Source organism: Streptomyces sp. NBC_01261, assembly GCF_036226385.1.
In the GTDB taxonomy this organism is placed as follows: Bacteria; Actinomycetota; Actinomycetes; order Streptomycetales; family Streptomycetaceae; genus Streptomyces.
The window spans coordinates 2,589,528-2,610,513 of record NZ_CP108463.1 but is presented as its reverse complement, the minus strand read 5'-3'; the positions used below and the strand labels follow the sequence as shown (position 1 = coordinate 2,610,513).

Genomic DNA, 20,986 nt, shown 5'->3' with positions numbered 1-20,986 from the left:
TGCTTGCCGGAAGTTTAATTCCGCTTTGTGGAAACGTCCAGAGTGTGCGCGTGAGGCGCATCGTGGAGAAGTGTGCCCTTGACGGTACGGGAGCGGGAGTGAAGACTCCTTCAACAGAACGTTGAATTCCGTTACGTGGAAGTAACTCCCGTTTCCCGGAAGTAACGGAAGTGACGACGGCGGCAGAGAGAGGGGTCCGGGTGTCCGACGCTGAACTGGTGGTGCGCTCCACACGTGTCATCACTCCCGAGGGGACACGCGCGGCGGCGGTCGCGGTCGCCGGGGGCAAGATCACGGCCGTCCTGCCGTACGACGCCCAAGTCCCGTCCGGGGCACGGTTCGAGGACTTCGGCGACGACGTCCTGCTGCCCGGCCTGGTCGACACCCATGTGCATGTGAACGACCCCGGCCGCACCCACTGGGAGGGCTTCTGGACCGCCACGCGCGCGGCGGCGGCCGGCGGCATCACCACCCTGATCGACATGCCGCTCAACTCCCTCCCGCCGACGACGACGGTCGACAACCTCCGTACGAAGCGGCAGGTCGCGGCGGAGAAAGCCCACATGGACGTCGGTTTCTGGGGCGGCGCCCTGCCCGACAACGTCAAGGACCTGCGCCCGCTGCACGACGCCGGCGTCTTCGGCTTCAAGGCGTTCCTGTCCCCGTCCGGAGTGGACGAGTTCCCGCACCTGGACCAGGACCAACTCGCCCTGTCCCTGGCCGAGATCGCCGGATTCGACGGCCTGCTCATCGTCCACGCGGAGGACCCGCACCACCTCGAAGCGGCCCCGCAGCAGGGCGGCCCCAAGTACGCGGACTTCCTCGCCAGCCGCCCGCGCGACGCCGAGGACACGGCCATCGCGGGGCTGATCGCGCAGGCGAAGCGCCTCAACGCACGCGTGCACGTACTGCACCTGTCCTCGTCGGACGCGCTCCCGCTCATCGCCGCGGCCAAGGCGGAGGGCGTCCGCATCACGGTGGAGACGTGCCCCCACTACTTGACCCTCACGGCGGAGGAAGTCCCGGACGGCGCAAGCGAGTTCAAGTGCTGCCCGCCCATCCGCGAGTCCGCCAACCAGGACCTTCTTTGGCAGGCGCTGGCCGACGGCACGATCGACTGCGTGGTGACGGACCACTCACCATCGACGGTGGACCTGAAGACCGACGACTTCGCGACCGCCTGGGGCGGCATCTCCGGTCTCCAGTTGAGCCTCGCGGCGGTGTGGACGGAGGCGCGCAGGCGGGGCCACGACCTGGCGGACGTGGTCCGCTGGATGTCCTCAAGCACGGCCGAACTGGCAGGACTTGACCAGAAGGGCGCCATCGAGGCGGGCCGCGACGCCGACTTCGCTGTCCTCGCCCCCGACGAGACGTTCACGGTCGACCCGGCGGCCCTCCAGCACCGCAACCGCGTCACGGCGTACGCGGGCAAGACCCTCAGCGGTGTCGTGAAGTCGACCTGGCTGCGCGGCGAACGCATCGTGCTGGACGGCGAGTTCACCGACCCGAAGGGCCAACTCCTGAGCCGTACAACCTGATTCACCCCCTCCCGCACCCGCAGCGGCCTACGTCCGAAAGGCAGACCTTGTGACGGCGATACCCAGTTTCACCGGCGACGCGAACCCCTACGGAGGCGGTGACCCGTACGCGGACTACCGCACGGCCGACTTCCCCTTCACCCAGTACGCCAACCTCGCCGACCGGCAGTTGGGCGCCGGTGTCATCGCCGCCAACGACGAGTTCTTCGCCGAGCGGGAGAACCTCCTCGTGCCCGGGCCCGCCGAGTTCGACCCCGAGCGCTTCGGCCACAAGGGCAAGATCATGGACGGCTGGGAGACCCGCCGCCGCCGTGGCGCCTCGGCGGACCACCCCTGGCCGACGGCGGAGGACCACGACTGGGCGCTGGTCCGCCTGGGCGCCCCCGGTGTCATCAGGGGCATCGTGGTCGACACGGCCCACTTCCGGGGCAACTACCCGCAGGCGGTGTCGGTGGAGGGCACGTCGGTACCGGGCTCACCGTCCCCCGAAAACCTCCTCTCGGACGACGTGAAGTGGACGCCCCTGGTCCCGCGTACGCCGGTGGGCGGTCACGCGGCGAACGGCTTTGCCATATCCACCGAACAACGCTTCACCCACCTCCGCGTCAACCAGCACCCCGACGGCGGCATCGCGCGCCTGCGGGTCTACGGCGAGGTCGTCCCCGACCCCAACTGGCTCGCGGCGCTGGGCACGTTCGACGTGGTCGCCCTGGAGAACGGCGGCAGCGCCGAGGACGCCTCCAACCTCTTCTACTCCCCAGCGAGCAACACCATCCAGCCCGGCCGCTCCCGCAAGATGGACGACGGTTGGGAAACCCGCCGCCGCCGCGACCAGGGCAACGACTGGATCCGCTACCGCCTGGCAGCCCAGTCCCGGCTCCGCGCCGTGGAGATCGACACGGCGTACCTGAAGGGCAACAGCGCGGGCTGGGCATCGGTATCGGTACGGGACGGCGAGACCGGCGACTGGCAGGAGATCCTCCCGCGCACCCGCCTCCAGCCCGACACGAACCACCGCTTCGTCCTCCCGACCCCGGCGATCGGGACGCACGCGCGCGTGGACATCTATCCCGACGGCGGGATCTCGCGCCTGCGGCTGTTCGGCTCGCCGACGGAGCAGGGGGCGGCGACGCTGGCGGCGAGGCATCAGGAACTGGGCGGCTGACGCGAGCCACCGACCCACCCGCACCCGGAACCGAGACGGCCACCCGCTACGTTCTCCTCTCGTGACCCTTCAGCAAGAGATCGTCGGCAACGCCATGCAGATGGCGGTCGTCAACCTGAACCCCGGCCAGACCGTGTACTGCGAGGCCGGGAAGTTCCTCTTCAAGACGACGAACGTGACCATGGAGACCCGCCTCGGCGGACCGTCGAGCGGCGGCCGGCAACAGGGCGGCGGCTCGGGCGGTGGCGGTATGGGCGGCGTGCTCCGGCAGGCCATGGGGACGGCCATGCAGGTCGGCCAGCGCGCGCTCGCCGGTGAGTCGCTGGCGTTCCAGTACTTCACCTCCCAGGGCGGCGAGGGCACCGTCGGCTTCGCGGGCGTGCTCCCCGGGGAGATGCGCGCCCTGGAACTGGACGGCACGCGCGCGTGGTTCGCGGAGAAGGACGCCTTCGTGGCCGCCGAGTCCACCGTCCAGTTCGGCATCGCCTTCCAGGGCGGCCGCACCGGCATGAGCGGCGGCGAGGGCTTCGTCCTGGAGAAGTTCACCGGGCACGGCACGGTGATCATCGCGGGCGCCGGCAACTTCATCGACCTGAACCCCGCCGACTTCGGCGGACGCATCGAGGTCGACACCGGCTGCCTCGTCGCCTTCGAGGAGGGCGTCCAGTACGGCGTCCAGCGCATCGGCGGCCTCAACCGCCAGGGCCTGATGAACGCGGTGTTCGGCGGCGAGGGCCTGTCCCTGGCCACCCTGGAGGGCAACGGCAGGGTCATCCTCCAGTCCCTCACCATCGAGAGCCTCGCCAACGCCCTGAAGAAGGCCCAGGGCGGCGACAAGCAGGGCCCGACCGGCGGCATGTTCTCGACCCACGCGGGCTGAGACGCCGTAGCGAGGACCGATGAGAGGACCAGGGAGAACACCGATGAGTTGCGGGGGCCCGCGGGGTCTGAGCTGATGACACCATCCGCTCCCGCACCAGGAAGCAGGCACCCGACATGGGCAAGCTCGTCTCCACCCTCTTCGTCACCCTCGACGGCGTCTACCAGGGCCCCGGTGGCCCGGAAGAGGACACCCGCGGCGGCTTCGAGCACGGCGGCTGGAGTTTCGTCTACGGCGACGAGGACTTCGGCCGCTTCGTGGTCGAGGTCTTCGACCGCTCCGGCGCGTACCTGCTCGGCCGTCGTACGTACGACATCTTCGCCGGGTACTGGCCGGACAGGACCGACCCCGCCGACCCGATCGCCTCCAAGCTGAACGCGCTGCCGAAGTACGTCGCCTCGTCGACCCTCACCGAGGCCTCCTGGTCCGGCACCACGGTCCTCGGCGGCGACCTCGCCAAGGAGGTCACCGACCTCAAGGAGCGCACCGAGGGTGAACTCCAGGTGCACGGCAGCGGCGCCCTCGTCCGTTCCCTCCTCGCGCTCGGCCTCGTCGACACGCTCCACCTGGTGACCTTCCCGGTCGTGCTCGGCAGCGGTCTGCGCCTGTTCCCCGAGGGCACCGAGCCCATGGCCTTCCGGCACACGGGCGGGCGCGTCACCGGCACCGGCGTCTCCATCCAGTCGTACGACCTGGCGGGCCGCCCGACCTACGGCTCGTACGCGGACGCCGATGCGGAAGACGCCTAGTCAGCCGGGGGTCGCGCCGGTACGGTGATCGTTCCGTGTGGCAGCCACCGATGTCTCCACCCCTTCGTCGGAGACCGGGAGAGCCGCCCTCATGTCCTCGATCGCCGTACCGCGCACCGCCCTGCCCCGCCGGGCCTGGCTCACCGACCTGCCCGTCCTGCTGGTCGCGGTGGTCTGGGGCGCCAGTTATCTCGCCGCCAAGGACATCACCACGGCCCGCACGGTCCTCACCGTCCTGGTGCTGCGCTTCGCCCTCGTCCTGCCCGTCCTCGCGGTCGTGGGCCACCGCTCGCTGCGCGCGCTGACGGCCGCCCAGTGGCGCGGCGCGACCCTGCTCGGGCTGATCCTCGCCGGGATCTTCCTCCTGGAGACCTACGGCGTCGTCCACACCTCGGCGACCAACGCGGGCCTGATCATCAGCCTCACCATGATCCTCACCCCGCTCGCCGAGGCCGCCGTCACCCGTACCCGGCCCTCCCGCGCCTTCCTCGGCGCGGCGGCCCTCTCCGTGCTCGGCGTGCTGATGCTGACCCAGGGCGCGGGCTTCTCCCGCCCCTCCCTCGGCGACCTCCTCATGCTGCTCGCGGCGCTGGCCCGCACCCTGCACGTCCTCGCCATGTCCCGCACCAGGTCGGTCCAGGGCGCCGACGCGCTGCCCCTGACCACCGTCCAACTCGCCACCGCCGTAACGGTGTTCGCGATCCTGTCGACCGGCGCCGACACCACACCGTGGGAGACGGCGGCCGACTTCGGGCCACGCGAGTGGGCCGGGCTGCTGTTCCTGTCCGCGTTCTGCACCCTGTTCGCCTTCTTCGTGCAGATGTGGGCCGTACGCCGGACCTCGCCCTCCCGCGTCAGCCTGCTGCTCGGCACCGAGCCCCTGTGGGCCGCCGCGGCCGGTATCGCGCTCGGCGGCGAACGGCTCGGCGCGTTCGGGCTGGCAGGCGGCGTCCTCGTACTGGTGGGGACCGCATGGGGACGCGGGGCCGCGCGGTGACTCCCGGACAACTCAACGACAGGGGCCAGTCATCCGATAAATAGCCCGGAATATCCTTGAATCGCCTCTTAAGGAGTCGCAGTTGGGCTCAGAGGTCGGATCTTTTGAGTGCACGCCCATTGCTTGTTCCTCGGCGTCTCACTAATTTACGAATTAATTCCGACCCTCTCGCCCGAGGAGTTCCGCTGTGCCTCCTTCCTCCCGCCGTGACTTCCTCTGCCTGACCGGTGTCGCCGGTGGCGGCCTCGCCGCCTTCGGTGGTCTGCCCCCGTTCGTGGCGCATGCCGACCCCGAGCGTCCCGCTCACGCGAACATCGTTCCGGACAGTGAGGCCACCACCCTCTGGTACCGGAAGCCGGCCGACGAGTCGCGCGTCATCCAGGAGGCGCTGCCCGTGGGCAACGGCAGGATGGGCGCGCTGGTCGGCTGCGACCCCGCGGACGACTTCCTGTACATCACGGACGGTTCGTTCTGGACGGGCGGACGCAACGACACCCCCACCAGCGACGGACAACTTCCCTATGGAGCCGACGACTTCGGCAGTTTCGGGCTGCTGGCCAAGCTCCGGGTCACCTTGCCGGGCCACACCACAGAGGAGACCAGCGACTACCGACGCAGCCTCGACCTGAGCAACGGCGTGGTGTCGGCGACCTATCGGCACCGCGGAGCCAGTTTCCGCCGGGAGGTCTACGCCAGCCACCCGGACGACGTGATCGTGATCCGGCTCACCGGAGGCGGCGACCATACCGGTGTGATCTCCCTGGAGGGCACGCACGGTGAGACCACGTCGGCGGACGGGAGACGGCTCTCGTTCGCCGCGACGCTGAAGAACGGCCTCCGGTACGCGGCTTCGGTGACCGCCGTGAGCAGTTCCGGAACCATCAAGGCGCAGGACGGAAAGCTGTCCTTCTCGGGATGCCGCGAGGTGCTGATAGCCGTCTGCGCGGGTACCGACTACTCACCCGATGCCACCAAGGAATTCCGGGACTCGTCCATGGTCCCCCTCACGATGGCCCGGGCGAAGACCGCTGCCGCGGCGAAGATCTCCGGCACCGCTCTGCTCGCCACCCATGTGGTCGACTACCGACGCCTCTACGACCGCTTCTCGATCGACCTCGGCAGATCCTCGGCGGTGCAGCGGTCGTTGGACTCGTGGTCGCGCATCGCCGTCAGATACACCGACGCCTCCACCCCGGACCCGGAGCTGGAGGCCGCCTACGTGCAGTACGGCCGCTACCTGACCATCACCGGATCCAGGGACTGGCTGCCCATGAACCTCCAGGGGCTGTGGATCCACAACAACACCCCCGACTGGTACGCCGATTACCACACCGACATCAACGTGCAGATGAACTACTGGCTGGCCGACCCCGCCGGACTGGGCGACAACGCGGAGGCACTCGCCCGCTACTGCCGGTCCCAGCTGCCGGTGTGGACCGATGTGACCGAACGGCTCTTCAACAGCCCCGACAACCGTTTCCGCAACAGCACCGGTGAAGTGGCCGGCTGGGCCGTCGCGTTCTCCACCAACATCTACGGCGGCAGTGGTTGGGCCTGGCACCCCTCGGGCAATGCCTGGCTCTGCGCCACGCTGTGGCGCCACTACGAGTACACCCAGGACCGCGAGTATCTGGAGACGATCTATCCGGTGGTGAAGGGAGCGGCCGAGTTCTGGAAGGCGCGGCTGATCACCACCAAGGTGACCGATGCGGACGGTTCGTCCCGCGAAGTCCTGGTGGACGACACGTCCTGGTCGCCGGAGCACGGACCGGACGGCAAGGGAAACACCTACGGGCAGGAGCTCGCGTGGGAACTCTTCCGGGAGTTCGCCGCCGCCGCCCGCGTTCTGGACCGCGACGCGGACCTCGCCGCCGAGCTGGAATCGATGCGGGCCAGGCTCTACCTCCCACGGGTCAGCCCGAAGAGCGGCTGGCTGGAGGAGTGGATGAGCCCGGACAATCTCGGTGAGACGACCCACCGTCATCTGTCACCGCTCATCGGATTCTTTCCCGGCGACCGGATCTCCGTCGACACCAGCCCGCGCGAACTCGTGGACGGCGTACGCGCACTCCTCACCGCCAGGGGAATGGACAGCTTCGGCTGGGCCTGCGCCTGGCGATCGCTGTGCTGGTCGCGGCTCAAGGAGGCCGAGAAGGCCTACCAGCTCTATCTCACCGTGCTGCGCCCGTCGATGAACAACGGCAACGGGACCTCCGCGAACTGGTTCGACATGTACAGCCAGGGCAGTTACACGATCTTCCAGATCGACGCCAACCTCGGCGGCCCCACCGCCGCGCTGGAGATGATCCTCTACTCGAAGCCGGGAGTCGTCGAACTGCTTCCGGCGCTACCGAAGGCCTGGTCGGCGAAGGGTTCCGTCACCGGGATCGGCGCCCGCGGCGGATTCACGGTCGATTTCTCCTGGCGGGACGGCAAGGCGACCACGGTGACGGTCCGGAGCGTCGGGGGGACGGAGACGGAGCTCCGCGCCGGGAGGTTCCGCAAGAAGATCTCCCTCAAGCCGGGGGCCTCCGTGAAGATCGACCTCTCCTGAGCGGGAACACACGGCGATGCGAGTCCGCGTGGGACTCGCATCGCCTGGCCGTGTACGGCTCCGTCGGTTCGGTCGGTGCCGCTCGGCGGTGCTACTTGGTGGCGAGGAACAGGTAGTCGGCCGTGTAGGGGACGCGGGTGGTGGGCCGGGTGGCCGGGTCGCAGGTGCCTGCCGGGGCGACGCCGCCGGCGGTGTCGAGTCGCAGGACCGATGTGGTCCTGGACAGGCGTCCTTCACTCTTGCCGGTCTGCCGCGCGCGGAGCAGGAGTTGAGGGATGTTGCCCTTGCCGTTGTCGAACTTGTTGAGGACGGTGCCGGTCACCGAGGAACCGTCGGGTGCGATCCACTGCGGGGGACCGGCGGGGCCGTGCTCGGCGAAGCTGTGCTGGATGCCGCCCTGGAGGGTGGCGTCGACGTTGTCCTGGGTGAAGGCGTAGGAGCCGTCGTCCTGCTTGGTGCAGGCGTAGATCTGGGCCCCCTTGACGACACCGGCCAGGGACGAGTGCCGGATGGCGTCGGGCAGCGAGACGGCGCCCGGCAGCGCGACGGCCTGTCCGCGGACCGCGCCGCCGGGGAACTCGCCGGTGTGCAGGTTGAAGTAGAACTGGTCGGGATGCGCCTTGACGCTCCGCAGCAGGTCGGCGTCCTTGACCTTCACGGTGCCGAACACGAACGGCGTGCCGCCCTTGAGCTTCTCCATGAAGAACGGGATCTTCACGTCACCGTTGGTGCCCCGCGCACCCTGGTGGAGATGGGCCATGGTCGGGGTGCCGATACCGGTCCACGCGAACGCGAAGGACACCTCGTCGCCCTGGACACGCATGAGGGCCACCGCGCTGCCGTCCTTGTCCCCCACCGCCGGCTTGCCCTTGACGGGCACCTCGTTGTCACCGGTCAGGATGGACGTGAAGTACCGCGCCCCCGGCGCGTTCTCGGAGTAGCGGCCGATGGCCCCCGCCGCCCGAGTCGCCCCTGCCGCCGGATGCGACACGGTGGCGTCGGCCGCACCGTCCGCGCCGTTGCAGGCGGTCAGGAGCAGCGTGCCGGTGAGCGCCGTCGCGGCGATGGTCCCGAATCGCTTGAGCTTCATCTGTCTCGTTCTCCCCGTGATGGCCGATCCGCGGCTGGCCCGCGGTCGTTCTCCCTCCATCACGGGGCCCCCGTGGCGATCCCTCAGCCGATGACACTCCTGAGACACGCCTGAGAAGGGATGGCATCACTGAGGACACGATCTTGACATTACGACGCTCACCGGCCGCGCTGTGAGCGTCAGGGCGCGCGCGGTGCCCTGCCCGGGAGGACGGACGGGACCCGCTCCAGGACACCGCCCGCGAAGACGTCGTACAAGGGCAGGGACTCCAGGTGGACATAGCCGATGTGGCAGTCGCAGACGGCCAGCGGACACGCGCGCGGTCGCAGCGCCGCCCGGTAGGAACCGTCGTACAGGTTCCCCAGCTCGTCGCGGACGAAGTGGCAGCGGCGGACCGTGCCCGCGCCGTCGACCGAGATCACCGACTCGCCGGTACGGCACGGGAGTCCGGCGCTGCGGTGCGGGTGCCGGCTGTACGGGAACAGGGGGTCGAGCGCTGTCCAGTCGTCGGCCTCCGCGTCGTCGTAGGTGTGTCCCTCGGCGGCGTTGATCCAGAGGTAGACGTGCGGGGGCAGGTCGTCGCGGAGCCGGCGGGCCGCCGCCAGATGGCCGGGCAGACCGACCACGCCGACACTGAAGCGCACCCCGCGGTCGGCCAGTTCACGGCACTTGCCGAGGAAACGGTCGTAGGGGGTCTGGCCCGGATGGTAGGTGCACCACAGGGCGAGCGTGTCGAGGTCGGCGTCGGCGAGCCAGCCCGTCCGGCAGCTCAGGTTGGTCTGGATGGCGACCCGGCGCACGTGCGGCAGCCGGGACAGCTCGGTCAGGGTCCGCCGGTACCAGGAGCGGACCAGGCCCTCGCCCCACGGCGTGAACAGGAGCGACAGGCCGTCCCCGCTGTCCGTCGCCCACCGCGCGAAGCGCTCCAACGCCTCCCGGTCCGCGCGGAGTTGGGCGGTCGAGTCGCGGCGCTTGGCGAACGGGCAGTAGGGGCAGTCGTAGTCGCAGGACGCGAGCGGCCCCCGGTACAGGACGGTGAGATCCATGACGGTCCGTCACTTCCGTTCGTAGGCGGCCATCGCGGACCGCACCTCGGGGGAGAACAACTCCGGCCCCACGGCGTCGGAATGGGCCAGACCCTCCGAAGTCAGCACGAGCGACTCGCCCGCCGCGCCGGTCAGCCAGCCGTGCCCGGCCATCCGGTCGAGTTCCGTCCCGAAGTCGTCGTCGGGCGAACTCCCGAAGCGGGCGCGGTAGTCGGCGACCGAGAGCCCCTCGGCCTGGAGGAGGGACTGCAGGAGATGACGGCGGCGCGCCTCGTGTCCGTCCACGTGGTAGCCGACCTCCGCGTGCGCGAAGTCGGTCGTCGTGACGTAGTCGTCGATGATGCCGCGGATCTCGTGCATGCCGACCGCGTAGTCGAAGGAGTAGTGCAGCGTCGACGTGTACGAGCGGGCGCCGCAGCCGAGCCCGATCATGCCGTCCGTCTGGCAGGCGTAGTCGTCGGTGCCCTGGGGCGGGGCGTCGGCCCGGCGGAACATCCGCATCGACTGCTGGACATAGCCCCGCGCGAGGAGGTGGTCACGTCCCGCCCGGTACAGCCGCAGCCGCTGCGTGTCCCACTCCGGGTCGGTTCCGGTGTCCCCGTGGTGCCGGCCGAGGCCGGTCAACGGGCGGACGTAGAGCGGGTACAGGTACAGCTCCTCGGGCCGCCAGGCCAGGGCCGCGTCCAGCGAGGCGAGCCAGGTCCGCTCGGTCTGGCCGTCGATGCCGTAGATGAGGTCGATGTTGAGCACCGGGACGGCGGCGTCCCGGATCCGGCCGAGCGCGGCCTCCACGTCGGCACGGCGCTGCGGGCGTACGGCGGCCCTGGCCTCGGAGTCGACGAAGCTCTGGACGCCCAGGCTGAGGCGGGTCGCGCCGCGGTCCGCGAGGACGGCGAGCCGGTCCGCGGTGGCGGTGGCGGGCGAGGCCTCCACGGAGAGCGGGACCGAGCGCAGGTCGGCGCCCATGCGTCGCTCGGCGAGGTCGCACAGGCGCTCCAGCTCGGACGCGGTGAGGAAGGTCGGGGTGCCGCCGCCGAACGCCGCGGTGGCGAAACGCACCGGCTCCGCGTCGCCGAGTGCCGCCCGGACGGCGTCCGCCTGCCGCTCCAGGGCGTCCAGATAGGCGCCGGTCAGGCCGTCCGGGGCGCCGATGCGGGTGAAGAGGTTGCAGAAGCCGCAGCGGACCTCGCAGAACGGTACGTGCACATACAGGGAGAGGGTGCCGCGGTCCTCCGCCGCCCACAACTCCCGCAGCGCGGGCCGGTCTTGGAGGCGGCGGTACGCCGTCTTGTGCGGATACGCGTACACGTAGTGCTGGTAGGGGCTGGTCTGTTGGGCGGTGGTCATCGGGCGGCCTCGGCGGGTTCGAGGAGGAAGTGGGCGTACGGCACGGTCCACACGGACTCGTGGCCCAGACGGTGGCCGGTGTAGCCGTCGTCGCCGTAGGCCGTGCCGTGGTCGGAACACACGATGACGAAGCAGGGGCGCCGGGAACTCGCCGCGGCGAACAGCCGCCCGATGTGCCGGTCGACGTACTCCAGCGCGGCGGCGTGCGTCTCCCGGGTGTCACCCGCCTCGCGGGTCGCGCCGGGCAGGTGGAACCAGTTGGGCTGGTGCAGCGCCGACACGTTCACGAACAGGAACAGGCGCTGCTCGGCGGGCAGTTCGCCCACCACCTGTTCCACGCGGTCGATCTGGTTCTGGAAAGAACGCGGCGAGGTCACGCCGAACTCCTCCTCCCAGTGCGCTTCTTGGAACAGGCCGGGCAGTACGGAGCCCAGTGGACCGCGCCGGTTGAAGAAGCCCACGCCCCCGACACAGACGGTGCGGTAGCCGGCCGCGGCGAGCCCGGACACGAGATCCGGGGTGTCGTAGACGAAAGTGCCCTCGGCGGTGGTCTCGCTGCCGGCGAAGCTTGCCGCGAACAGCCGTGGATGCGGGCCGGGTTCGGCCGGAGTGGGCAGGAACCCGGCGAAGATCGCCTGGTGCGAGGCGTAGGTGAAACTGCCCGGGGCGTGCCTCCTCTCCCAGCGTCCGCCGGGCAGATGGCGGGCGAGCTGCGGGATGCGCCCCTCGGCCGCCAACTCGACGGCCACGTCGTGCCGCAGCGTGTCGAGGGTGATCAGCAGGATGTCGTGGTCGCCGACGATCGCGTTCATGTCGGGCTCAGGCATGGGCTGTTCCTGTTCCTGTTCTGTACGGGTGACGCGGGCCGCTTCCGGCCGGTGCGCGCAGGACGGCCGCCACCTGCGCGCCGTAGGTGTCCAGACCCTCGGCGCCACTGCCGGGCAGTCCGGTGAGCCGGGGCAGCAGGTCGCCGAAGGCGTTGACCTCGCCGACGAAGCTGCGGCGCCAGTCCACGGCCGGCAGCAGGTCGACCCCCACGCACAGCGTGCGCGGAAAGCAGGACGCGGCGCGCTCGCACACGTCCAGGACGTCCGACCACCGGGCGCCCGCGGCGGTGACGGCCCGTCGAACGCCGTCGAGATCGCCGCGGCTGCCGCCCAGATGCAGGTTGGTCAGCGGCCAGCGACTGGTGCGCACCACCGCGTGGGTGGCCCGGCCGGCCACGACGACCACGCGGAGATCAGCGGCCCGGCCCGCCTGGGAGGCCTTCGGCACCCAGCGTTCGAGATGCAGCCCGTCCGGGGCCAGCGCGTCCACGATGCGGGCGACGTCCCGCTCGTCGTGATACCGCCGCACCCGAAGGGAGTTGTGGAGCGTGCCGTCCGGACCGGTCTCGACGGACGTGGTGGCCCTGATCCGGCCGCCGCCGGCCGTCTCGACGGCGAGGACGCCCGAGGCCGACGAGCCGTGGGCGGGCTTGACGAACAGCCGGGGCATCCGGTGCTCGCGCATCAGCGCCCGTACGTCGTCCCAGCCGTGCACGCGCGCGCCGTGCGGACCCGACGTGGGGGAGTCCGGGACGGGCACGCCGGCCGTGTCGAGCGCGGCGTGACACGCCCGTTTGTCGAACAGTGCCGCCAGGTCGTCCGGGTCGGCGAGGGGGATGCCGCCGCGGAGCGTGCGCAGCGCGGCGGTGAACCGCGTGTACCAGCGGGCCGAGCCCTCGACCCGGGTCGGGTCCGAGGCGTCCCGCAGCAGCCGGTCGACCTCGGGGTTCTCGCCGGGCGAGTCGACCCGGACGAACTCGTCGGCCGCGAAGTCCGCTCCCCGCTCGCGCAGGACGTCCGTCCAGGCGACGACGCGGGGTGCGGGCAGCCCGGCCGCGCGCACGGCGTCCGCGAAGAGGGACACCCTGCGGTTCTCGGGGTTGCCGACCACCGCGAACCGGGGCCCGGTGCGGGCGGACGACGCGGTGGCGATCGGCCCGGCCGCGGTGGACGCGGTCACTCCCCGACGGCGACGTAGCGCCAGACCGTGCCGTCGTCCTCCGTGTCCTCCTCGGCGTCGTCACGGTCCAGGTCGACGTCCACGCCCACCGGCACCAGCGTCTGCCGTACCCGCTCCGCGACGGCCTCGGTGAGGTAGTTGTGGTGCAGATCCAGCTTCTTGAGATGCGTCAGCGGCTGCCCGCTCAACAGCGCTACGGCGCCCTCGTCGGTCAGCACGCCCATCGACAGGTCCAGCACCTCCAGGCGCTCCACCACCGGGGCGGCGGCGACCGCGGCGGCCACCGCGTCCTGCATCTCGCTGTTGCGCAGGGCCAGATGACGCAGGCGCGGCAGCCGCGCACCGGACAGGATCGGCTCCAGGTCGGCGGCCTCGCTGTCACCGCCGTAGTCCGGGGTGCCCAGCCACAGGTCGAGGTGCTCCAGGGCGGGCAGGTCACTGGCGCCGATGCCGCGCACCACCCCGACGGGCAGTCCGCCCGTCTCCGCCACCAGCCGGCGCAGGGCGCCGTGCCGCAGCGCGGTGAACTCCAGCCCGGTGCCGCCGCGCACACCGAACTCCTCCAGCGCCGGGTAGGCGTTGAGCAGCGGTGCGACGTCGGTCTGGTTGATCCAGGAGATCTCGGACTCCTCCATCGTCAGGTCGCCGACGAACAGCGCGCGCAGCGCGGGGAAGGCGTCCCGGGACTCCACCAGCGCCTCGAAGATCTCGGTGGGCGCGCTGTCGTAGGCGTCTTGCCAGGGGCCGATGATCAGCGCCCGGACCCGGTTCGTGTCGACGGCGGCACGGAAGCGGGTGAACAGGTCGGCCCACGCCTCGTCGGCGTCGTACACGTCGCTGTCCAGGCGCCAGGCGACCGAGTCCGGCTCGGGCAGCCGGTCGGTCGGGGCACCCGGCCCGGGAAAGGTGAACGCGGGCAGCCCGTGCAGCGCGTCGAGGTGCTCACCGATGGTCATGCGGCCGCTCCTGAGAAGGAAGTGTGCGTGGTCTGTGGTGCCGCATTTCTACCAACCGCCACTGACAGTGCCGTTCGGCGGGGGCGGGCCCGGGCCGTTGTCAGTGGTGACGCCTAACGTCGTGGTCATGAAGCCGGTGCGCTGCGCACCCGGCGGTGAGGGGACAGCCATGTACCGACAGGGAGACGTGCTGATCGTGCCGGTCGCGCAGGACGCGGTGCCCGCTCACGCGGCACACGCCCCGAGGGAGCGGCGTGACGGACGCGGGCGGCTCGTGCTGGCGCTGGGAGAGGTGACGGGGCATGCCCACGCGGTCGTCGGACCGGGGGAGTTGGTGCGCGAGCCGGGCCCCTACGGGCCGTTGCTGCTCCATCTTCCCCAGGGCGGGCGGGTGGTGCACGAGGAGCACGCGGTCATCGTGCTGCCCAAGGGGTGGTTCCGGGTCGTCAGACAGCGGGAGTACGTGCCCGGGTCCGTACGGATCGTGGCCGACTGAGCGACCGGGACGCACCGGCATCACGACAGGACTGGGCGGGGCGCGGAGGAAGCGCACGTGAGCGGGACGGACACAGGGGTGGACAGGATGACGGATCTGAAGTCGGGCGGCACACCGGACTCGGCGGCGGGGAGCGTGGTGACCGGGCCCTCCGGTGACCTCGCGGAGTGGCGGGCGTGGGCCTCGGCGACGGGTCCCGCGGACCGGGCGCGTGCCGAGGAGGGCGTCCGGCGGGCCTACCGGCTGGCGGGACTCGCGGAACCGGAGCGCGTGGTGTGGGCGGGTTCGCCCCGCGCGGCGGTCGCACTTCTCCGGGAGCGGGCGGACCGGGGCCCGAGCGTCCGGGACGCGGTGCGCAGTGCGCCGTGGGCCGCGGCGAGACGGCGGCTGCACACCGAGTTGGGGCCCGCGGGGTGGTCGGCGCACTGGGCGGCGACCGGCGGACGGCTGTGGCCGTCGACGCAGGCCCTGGTGGACCGGATCCGTACCGGCGTGATCGAGGAACTGGCCGGAGGCACCACCGGGAAGGAGGCCGCGAAGATCCGGCTGATCCTCCTGGACGCCGTGCTCGGACAGCACGACGCGCCGTGGCTCGCGGCGTTCCCCGCCGCCGACGGCCCGATCGACGCGCTGTCCGCGGTGTGCCGCAGCGCCGGCTGGTGGTGGCCGTTCGCGCGGGTCGCCGTGCTGTCGGAGCGCCCCTCGGCCCTCCACCGCGACGAGGCGGGACGACTGGACCACGGGGACGGCCCGGCACTCGCCTACCCGGACGGCTTCGCCCTGCACGCCTGGCGCGGCATGCCGGTTCCGGCCGCCTTCCTGGCCGAACTGCCCACGCTGACCCCGGAACGCGTCCGCGCCGAGGAGAACGCCGAACTGCGCCGTGTGATGCTGGAGTACTACGGCTACGACCGGTACCTCACCGATTCGGGCGCCCGCCCCCTGCACCGGGACGAGACGGGCACGCTGTGGCGGATCGACCTGGCCGACGACGAGCCCGTGGTCATGGTGGAGGTCCTCAACTCCACACCGGAACCCGACGGCACCCACCGCACGTACTGGCTACGGGTCCCCCCGTCGACGCGCACGGCCCGAGCGGGGGTGGCCTGGACCTTCGGCCTGGACGCCGAGGCGTACGCACCCGAGCGGCAGACCTGAGAGCCCCCCGGCGGCAGGACGTGCCTCGCCCCGCGACCCATGAACGTGGGGGGAGCCGCGGGGCGAGGGGTGAGCGATGGTGCAGCCGGTGGGGACTCTCAGATCTGCCGCCCAGGTGGCTACGGGCCGGACCTGCAGCCGGGCACGTCGTTCCTTCAGGGGTTGTACCTGACCGATCGGCTCAGCAGCCGAAGTTGATCAGGTTGAAGGTGACGTAGTGGTCCGAGGTGTAGTAGTCCTCCTGGGTCTTCTTTCCGGTGACGATGCGGCGCGCTCCTCGCGTGGACGAGCCAGGAGTCTTGACCGTGTACTCGTGGTAATAGCCGGACGTCTGGCTGGGGAGGACGCCTTCCTGGTTGCGGAAGACGACGCCGTCCTGCGAGTAGGGGAAGGGACCGTTCGTCGCGATCAGGCCGAGCGTGTCGTACGCCTGGGAAGGCAGGGCGCTGTAACAGATGCTGCCGACCGCGGCGGCGGCCGGAGTCGCGGTGGCGACGGTGCCGCCGACGAGGAGAGCGGACAGGACGGCGGCTGCTGCGCCGATGCCGGTGATCCGTGGGGGGAATCTCATGCGTTCATGATGACGCGCGTAGATAGTGGCATGTCAATGACAACAGCGGAGATTTTCCCGCCAAGTCCGATGAGTTTTCAGGGAGTTAACCTGGCGCGCGCCGTCTCCACACGGTCCGCGCACGGGCAGGGAACCTTGTCCCCGAACCGCCCGTCCGAAGGGCGCGGGGCGAGGCGTGTCCGCCGAAAGTCTGTGATCGCGCGACTTTGGTCGCCGTTCCCCCGCACGGGTGGGTGACCAGGCCCGGACCCGCATAGATTTGTCGACCGTGACAGGTGACAGGACCGCGAAGGTACCGCAGGCGTTCGCGGGGCGCCGATGGCTGCTGCCGTCGGCCGTGGCGGACGAGCTCGACCCCGACGTCGAACGGCGCGGACGGTCCCGCCGTACCGCACGCGACTGGGTCGTCGACGTCTGCTGCTTCCTGCTGGCCGTGGGCATCGGGCTCGCCGCCGCGCAGACCCTCGACAGCGACAGCGCGACCCCGCACTCCCTCGCCGTCGTGGACCAGTTCTTCGGGGTCCTCGCCTGCGGCGCGGTGTGGCTGCGCCGCCGCTGGCCGGTCGGTCTCGCGGTCACGATGATCCCCGTCGGGTTCGTGTCGAACACGGCGGGCGGCGCCGCCATGGTCGCCGTGTTCACCCTCGCCGTGCACCGCCCCTTCCGCTACGTCGCCTGGGTCGGCGCCGTCCAACTCGTCCTGGCCCCGCTGTTCTTCTGGCTGCGCCCGGACCCCGATCTGCCGTACGCCGGCGCGGTCGTGTTCACCGAACTGCTCACCCTCACCGTCATCGGCTGGGGCATGTTCGTGCGCTCCAAGCGGCAGCTCATGCTGAGCCTGCGCGACCGCGCCCGGCGCGCCGAGACGGAGGCGGAGCTGCGTGCCGAGCAGGCCCAGCGGCTCGCCCGCGAGGCCATCGCGCGCGAGATGCACGACGTGCTCGCGCACCGGCTGACCCTGCTGAGCGTGCACGCGGGGGCGCTGGAGTTCCGCCCTGACGCACCCCGCGAGGAGGTCGCGCGGGCAGCCGGTGTCATCCGGGAGAGCGCCCACGAGGCGCTCCAGGACCTGCGGGAGATCATCGGCGTCCTGCGCGCGGGCGAGCCCGACGACACGGGCCGCCCGCAACCCACGCTCGGCGCCCTGGACGCGCTGGTCACCGAGTCCCGCGAGGCCGGCATGAAGGTCACCCTCGCCAACCGGGTCACCGACCCCGCCGCGGTCCCCGCCTCGGTCGGCCGCACCGCCTACCGCATCGCCCAGGAGGCCCTCACCAACGCCCGCAAACACGCCCCGGGCACGGAGGTCACGGTGACGGTCACCGGCACCCCGGGCGAAGGCCTGGTGATCGTCGTACGCAACCCGCCCCCGGAGGGCGAGGTGCCCCATGTCCCCGGTTCCGGCCAGGGGTTGATCGGGCTGACCGAGCGGGCGACGTTGGCGGGGGGACGGTTGGAGCACGGGCCGGAGGAGGGCGGGGGATTCCGGGTGCGGGCCTGGCTGCCCTGGGGATGAGGCTCGTTCGGCGCCACGGGTAACTCCCCTTCTGGGCAAGGAGGATGGAGGTCGCTCAGGGAGTGCGGTGGGGGAGTGCGCGCCGCGCGGCCCGGTCCGCTCCGGCGCCGCCCACGCGGACTCCGGCCAATTGGCCGTCTCCGCGCACGTGTTGGCGTAGGACGGCGGCTGGGTCAGGGTGTCCGGGACGCTGCCGTGGAGCACCGGTCGCACTGCCGTCCGGCCGCCCCGGAGCCGCTCCCCGAGGATCAACCCGCTCGTGCCGCCGCGGCAGCCGCTGGGCGCACGCCTCCCTGGGCGCCCCGCCCGGCACCGCGGACCGCGCCACCGACCGCCGCGTCGTCGTGGTTACGTAGCCCCATGACTGCGATCAGACTGCTCCTTGTCGACGACGACCCGCTGGTGCGGGCCGGGTTGTCCTTCATGATGGGCGGCGCCGCCGACATCGAGATCGTCGGCGAGGCCGCCGACGGCAGCGAGGTCGAGGAACTCGTCGACCGCGTCCACCCGGACGTCGTCCTGATGGACATCCGTATGCCGTCGGTCGACGGGCTGACGGCGACGGAGCGGTTGTGCGCCCGCGGCGACGCTCCCCAGATCGTCGTCCTCACCACCTTCCACGCCGACGAGCAGGTGCTACGGGCCCTCCGCGCGGGCGCCGCCGGCTTCGTCCTCAAGGACACCCCGCCCGCCGAGATCCTCGACGCGGTACGCCGGGTCGCGGCCGGCGATCCCGTGCTGTCGCCCGCGGTCACCCGCCAGTTGATGGAGCACGCGGCGGGCACCGCCACCGACACCCGTCGGGCACGCGCGCGTGAGCGCATCGCCGCCCTGGGGGACCGCGAACGCGAGGTCGCCGTGGCCGTCGGCCAGGGCCTCGCCAACGCCGAGATCGCCACCGGCCTCTTCATGAGCGTCGCCACCGTCAAGACCCACGTCTCGCGCATCCTGGCCAAGCTGGACCTCAACAACCGAGTGCAGATCGCCCTGTTGGCGTACGACGCGGGTCTGCTCGAAGAGGACGGGGAGGGCGGGCACTAGCGGCGCACGTCGTCCGTTCCCACTGCACTGGGAGACCTCGGGAGATCGACCAGGAGGGGGTAGGCATGGCCGAAGTGATCGACCTGGGGGAGTTCGGCGAGGCGTTCCGGCGGGACCCGCACCAGGTGTACGCCATGCTGCGGAAGTCGGGCCCGGTGCACCGCGTACGGCTGCCGGCGCCGGACGCGCACCACGTGACCTGGCTGATCGTGGGGTACGAGGAGGCGCGCGCCGCGCTGGCCGACCCGAGGCTGGCCAAGGACGGCGGCAAGATCGGGGTGACGTTCCTCGACGAGGAGCTGATCGGCAGATACCTGCTGACCACCGACCCACCGGACCACACCCGCCTGCGCGGGCTGATCACCCGCTCGTTCACCATGCGCCGGGTCGAGGAACTGCGCCCGCGCGTCCAGCGGATCACCGACGACCTGCTCGACGCCATGCTGCCGTCCGGCCGCGCCGACCTCGTCGAGGCGCTCTCCTACCCGCTGCCGATCACCGTGATCTGCGAACTCCTGGGCGTGCCCGAGCCGGACCGCGCGGAGTTCCGCAAGCTGTCCACGGAGGCGGTCGCGCCCAGCAGTTCGGGCACCGAGTACGACGCGTTCGTACGGCTCGCCGCATACCTCGGCGACCTGATCGAGGACAAACGCCGCGCCGGGCCCAGCGGCGACCTGCTCAGCGACCTGATCCGCACCACAGCCGAGGACGGTGACCGGCTCTCCCCGCGGGAACTGCGGGGCATGGCCTTCATCCTGCTCATCGCCGGCCACGAGACCACCGTCAACCTCCTCACCAGCGGCATCCACGCCCTGCTCACCCACCCGGACCAACTCGCCGCCCTGCGCGCCGACATGACCCTCCTCGACGGCGCGGTCGAGGAGATGCTGCGCTACGAGGGCCCGGTGGAGAACGGCACGTTCCGGTTCGCCGCGGAGCCCCTGGAGATCGCCGGCACCTCGATGGAGCGGGGCGATCCGGTCATGGTCGGCCTGACCGCCGCCGACCGCGACGGGCACCGTTTCCCCGCCCCGGACCGCTTCGACATCCGCCGCGACCCCCGCGGCCACCTCGCCTTCGGCCACGGCATCCACTACTGCCTCGGCGCCCCCTTGGCCCGCCTCGAAGCCCGCACGGCGATACGCGCCCTGCTGGAGCGCGCCCCCGCCCTCTCCCTGGACGGCCCGCCCGGCGACTGGCTCCCGGGCATGCTGATGCGCGGGATGCGCGCCCTGCCGGTGCGCTGGTAGAACGGCTGCACGGGGCGGCCGTAGCGACGGCGGAGCCCTGAAGGCCGTAGGTACAGCAACCTCGGCAGCAACTGCCGTAGCCGCAGAGGCCGTTGACGTCGCGGCAGTCGTGACAGTCGTAGAAATCGTGGACCCCGTAGGAGGACCGCCCTCGTGACCGCAAGCGCCGAGTTCGCCGAGTTCGACCTGACCATGGCTCGGAAGGCGCTGGAGAGTCAGCCCTTCAGCAGGCTGATCGGCGCGCGGCTGAGTGCCTTCGGGGACGGCGTCGCCACGCTGGAGATCGACATCCGGGAGGACCTCCAGCAGCAGAACGGCTTCGTGCACGGCGGAGTGCTCGCCTACGCCGCCGACAACGCGCTCACCTTCGCCGGCGGCACGGCACTGGGCCCCGCGGTCCTCACCGGCGGCCTCTCCATCCAGTACGTCCGCCCGGCCACCGGCCGCGTCCTGCGCGCCCATGCGGAGGTCGTGCAGGCCGGCCGCCGCCAGGCCGTGGTCCGCTGCGACGTCCTCGCGGTCGCCGACGACGGCACGGAGTCCCTCTGCGCGGTCGCCCAGGGGACGGTGCTTGCGGTCCGTACGTCCTGAGCGCCCCCTGAAAGGGAGCGGGACGGATCGCCGT

At 71.2% G+C, this 20,986-nt stretch carries 19 protein-coding genes; 12 read left to right on the top strand and 7 right to left on the bottom strand.

What is annotated here, in order from left to right; all coding sequences use genetic code 11:
- The first annotated feature begins 200 nt into the window (after positions 1–200).
- The 6 genes from allB (at position 201) to OG226_RS11335 (ending at position 7,883) form a co-directional block, all read left to right on the top strand.
- A complete protein-coding gene (gene allB, locus OG226_RS11360; protein ID WP_329348777.1) occupies positions 201–1,538 on the top strand; it encodes an allantoinase AllB in 1,338 nt (445 codons plus the stop codon).
- A 49-nt stretch (positions 1,539–1,587) separates the two neighbouring features.
- Positions 1,588–2,703 carry an allantoicase gene (alc, locus tag OG226_RS11355; RefSeq protein WP_329348775.1) on the top strand — a complete coding sequence of 372 codons (1,116 nt, stop codon included), beginning with the start codon at positions 1,588–1,590 and terminating at the stop codon, positions 2,701–2,703.
- A gap of 61 nt (positions 2,704–2,764) precedes the next feature.
- Positions 2,765–3,583: an AIM24 family protein gene (locus OG226_RS11350; RefSeq protein ID WP_328676937.1), complete on the top strand. Its 819-nt coding sequence runs from the start codon at positions 2,765–2,767 to the stop codon at positions 3,581–3,583.
- A gap of 116 nt (positions 3,584–3,699) precedes the next feature.
- Complete coding sequence (locus OG226_RS11345; protein ID WP_329348774.1) at positions 3,700–4,332, top strand: dihydrofolate reductase family protein; 633 nt, start codon at positions 3,700–3,702, stop codon at positions 4,330–4,332.
- Positions 4,333–4,423: 91 nt separating this feature from the next.
- Positions 4,424–5,329 (top strand): DMT family transporter, encoded by a 906-nt coding sequence (locus OG226_RS11340; RefSeq protein WP_328686288.1) that lies wholly within the window; start codon positions 4,424–4,426, stop codon positions 5,327–5,329.
- Positions 5,330–5,516: 187 nt separating this feature from the next.
- A complete protein-coding gene (locus tag OG226_RS11335) occupies positions 5,517–7,883 on the top strand; it encodes a glycosyl hydrolase family 95 catalytic domain-containing protein (RefSeq protein WP_329348772.1) in 2,367 nt (788 codons plus the stop codon).
- Positions 7,884–7,974: 91 nt separating this feature from the next.
- Here OG226_RS11335 and OG226_RS11330 read toward each other — a convergent pair whose 3' ends face one another.
- The 6 genes from OG226_RS11330 to OG226_RS11305 all read right to left on the bottom strand — a co-directional run bounded on the left by OG226_RS11330 (position 7,975) and on the right by OG226_RS11305 (position 14,329).
- Positions 7,975–8,973, bottom strand: coding sequence for a CHRD domain-containing protein (locus tag OG226_RS11330; protein ID WP_329348771.1), 999 nt, complete (start codon positions 8,971–8,973; stop codon positions 7,975–7,977).
- A gap of 179 nt (positions 8,974–9,152) precedes the next feature.
- Positions 9,153–10,019, bottom strand: a complete 867-nt coding sequence (locus tag OG226_RS11325; protein ID WP_329348769.1) for an STM4011 family radical SAM protein — start codon at positions 10,017–10,019, stop codon at positions 9,153–9,155.
- Between the two features lie 9 nt (positions 10,020–10,028).
- Positions 10,029–11,366: an STM4012 family radical SAM protein gene (locus OG226_RS11320; protein ID WP_329348768.1), complete on the bottom strand. Its 1,338-nt coding sequence runs from the start codon at positions 11,364–11,366 to the stop codon at positions 10,029–10,031.
- Positions 11,363–12,178, bottom strand: a complete 816-nt coding sequence (locus OG226_RS11315) for an STM4013/SEN3800 family hydrolase (protein WP_329353367.1) — start codon at positions 12,176–12,178, stop codon at positions 11,363–11,365. The genes OG226_RS11320 and OG226_RS11315 overlap by 4 nt, the downstream gene beginning before the upstream one ends.
- A 7-nt stretch (positions 12,179–12,185) precedes the next feature.
- Positions 12,186–13,373 (bottom strand): STM4014 family protein, encoded by a 1,188-nt coding sequence (locus tag OG226_RS11310; RefSeq protein ID WP_329348767.1) that lies wholly within the window; start codon positions 13,371–13,373, stop codon positions 12,186–12,188.
- Entirely contained in the window at positions 13,370–14,329 is a 960-nt protein-coding gene (locus OG226_RS11305) for an STM4015 family protein (RefSeq protein ID WP_329348766.1), read from the bottom strand. Before OG226_RS11305 ends, OG226_RS11310 begins: the two co-directional genes overlap by 4 nt.
- Before the next feature lie 169 nt (positions 14,330–14,498).
- Between OG226_RS11305 and OG226_RS11300 the strand changes: the two genes are divergently transcribed.
- Together OG226_RS11300 and OG226_RS11295 are read left to right on the top strand one after the other, a co-directional pair.
- Positions 14,499–14,825 (top strand): hypothetical protein, encoded by a 327-nt coding sequence (locus tag OG226_RS11300; protein ID WP_266867828.1) that lies wholly within the window; start codon positions 14,499–14,501, stop codon positions 14,823–14,825.
- An 87-nt stretch (positions 14,826–14,912) separates the two neighbouring features.
- Complete coding sequence (locus tag OG226_RS11295; protein ID WP_328676915.1) at positions 14,913–15,983, top strand: DUF6745 domain-containing protein; 1,071 nt, start codon at positions 14,913–14,915, stop codon at positions 15,981–15,983.
- 181 nt (positions 15,984–16,164) lie between these two features.
- On the opposite strand, the gene OG226_RS11290 is transcribed toward OG226_RS11295, so the two are convergent.
- On the bottom strand, positions 16,165–16,554 hold the full coding sequence (locus OG226_RS11290) for a ribonuclease domain-containing protein (RefSeq protein ID WP_328676913.1): 390 nt from the start codon (positions 16,552–16,554) through the stop codon (positions 16,165–16,167).
- 259 nt (positions 16,555–16,813) lie between these two features.
- Here OG226_RS11290 and OG226_RS11285 point away from each other — a divergent pair, with 259 nt between their 5' ends.
- The 4 genes from OG226_RS11285 to OG226_RS11270 all read left to right on the top strand — a co-directional run bounded on the left by OG226_RS11285 (position 16,814) and on the right by OG226_RS11270 (position 20,952).
- Positions 16,814–18,070: a sensor histidine kinase gene (locus OG226_RS11285; RefSeq protein WP_329348765.1), complete on the top strand. Its 1,257-nt coding sequence runs from the start codon at positions 16,814–16,816 to the stop codon at positions 18,068–18,070.
- A gap of 360 nt (positions 18,071–18,430) precedes the next feature.
- Positions 18,431–19,111, top strand: coding sequence for a response regulator transcription factor (locus tag OG226_RS11280; RefSeq protein ID WP_328676910.1), 681 nt, complete (start codon positions 18,431–18,433; stop codon positions 19,109–19,111).
- 65 nt (positions 19,112–19,176) lie between these two features.
- Positions 19,177–20,361, top strand: a complete 1,185-nt coding sequence (locus OG226_RS11275; protein WP_329348764.1) for a cytochrome P450 family protein — start codon at positions 19,177–19,179, stop codon at positions 20,359–20,361.
- Between the two features lie 192 nt (positions 20,362–20,553).
- Complete coding sequence (locus OG226_RS11270; RefSeq protein ID WP_328686286.1) at positions 20,554–20,952, top strand: PaaI family thioesterase; 399 nt, start codon at positions 20,554–20,556, stop codon at positions 20,950–20,952.
- Positions 20,953–20,986: the final 34 nt, after the last annotated feature.

Bases quoted from the DNA above. Each gene is read 5' to 3' on its own strand.
- OG226_RS11345 (WP_329348774.1), top strand. From the start codon at position 3,700: ATGGGCAAGCTCGTCTCCACCCTCTTCGTCACCCTCGACGGCGTCTAC.
- OG226_RS11340 (WP_328686288.1), top strand. From the start codon at position 4,424: ATGTCCTCGATCGCCGTACCGCGCACCGCCCTGCCCCGCCGGGCCTGG.
- OG226_RS11330 (WP_329348771.1), bottom strand. From the start codon at position 8,973: ATGAAGCTCAAGCGATTCGGGACCATCGCCGCGACGGCGCTCACCGGC.
- OG226_RS11325 (WP_329348769.1), bottom strand. From the start codon at position 10,019: ATGGATCTCACCGTCCTGTACCGGGGGCCGCTCGCGTCCTGCGACTAC.
- OG226_RS11320 (WP_329348768.1), bottom strand. From the start codon at position 11,366: ATGACCACCGCCCAACAGACCAGCCCCTACCAGCACTACGTGTACGCG.
- OG226_RS11315 (WP_329353367.1), bottom strand. From the start codon at position 12,178: ATGAACGCGATCGTCGGCGACCACGACATCCTGCTGATCACCCTCGAC.
- OG226_RS11305 (WP_329348766.1), bottom strand. From the start codon at position 14,329: ATGACCATCGGTGAGCACCTCGACGCGCTGCACGGGCTGCCCGCGTTC.
- OG226_RS11300 (WP_266867828.1), top strand. From the start codon at position 14,499: ATGTACCGACAGGGAGACGTGCTGATCGTGCCGGTCGCGCAGGACGCG.
- OG226_RS11295 (WP_328676915.1), top strand. From the start codon at position 14,913: ATGACGGATCTGAAGTCGGGCGGCACACCGGACTCGGCGGCGGGGAGC.
- OG226_RS11290 (WP_328676913.1), bottom strand. From the start codon at position 16,554: ATGAGATTCCCCCCACGGATCACCGGCATCGGCGCAGCAGCCGCCGTC.
- OG226_RS11280 (WP_328676910.1), top strand. From the start codon at position 18,431: ATGACTGCGATCAGACTGCTCCTTGTCGACGACGACCCGCTGGTGCGG.
- OG226_RS11275 (WP_329348764.1), top strand. From the start codon at position 19,177: ATGGCCGAAGTGATCGACCTGGGGGAGTTCGGCGAGGCGTTCCGGCGG.
- OG226_RS11270 (WP_328686286.1), top strand. From the start codon at position 20,554: ATGGCTCGGAAGGCGCTGGAGAGTCAGCCCTTCAGCAGGCTGATCGGC.